1 pseudogene is annotated in these 527 nt (G+C 42.9%); it reads left to right on the plus strand.

Annotated features, from left to right (window positions below):
* Positions 1–69 precede the first annotated feature (69 nt).
* Positions 70–527: pseudogene (locus R7P74_RS29065) on the plus strand (response regulator); the annotation flags it as partial.

Here is a 527-nt window from a genome sequence, read left to right on the forward strand (position 1 = left end):
CTTTCTTCTTACGTTGATTTAGTCAGCGACCATTTTAAAACGCTTACTCATATTCATTCCAAGAGGAAAGTGCTTGTTCAACTGAATGAACTCTGTTTACTCACGCAAAAGCAGTTGGGTAAAGAGCAGCAAGTCAATCTATTAGCTTTTAAGCAGCTCATGCAGTGCAAGCTACTTCTCGTCGAGTCTCGCGCGGCAGAAGCGCACCTAAAATTGCTAGAGTCATTGAGTTACTTTTACGATATTCCAACACAAATGCCGATAGCATTATTGAAACAAGCCCTTCCGCTATTAGCTTTTTTTGGTGAGTTTTCTATCAGACGCAGCTTGCTTGGAGTGATCAATCAATCGTGTTCATCAGTCCGACTTCAAGAGTGCAATATCGTACCACACGAATACGACTATCCATTTTCAGTAGAGACAAAACTGAACGCTCTGGCAGCGCCGGACCAACAATACCATTCTAATTCGGAGTCGGTGGTTAACTTCCTAAAACAAAGGGCATTGCCACCAAATTGGTCGCGATG

The sequence above is a fragment of the Vibrio sp. 2033 genome (assembly GCF_033339735.1).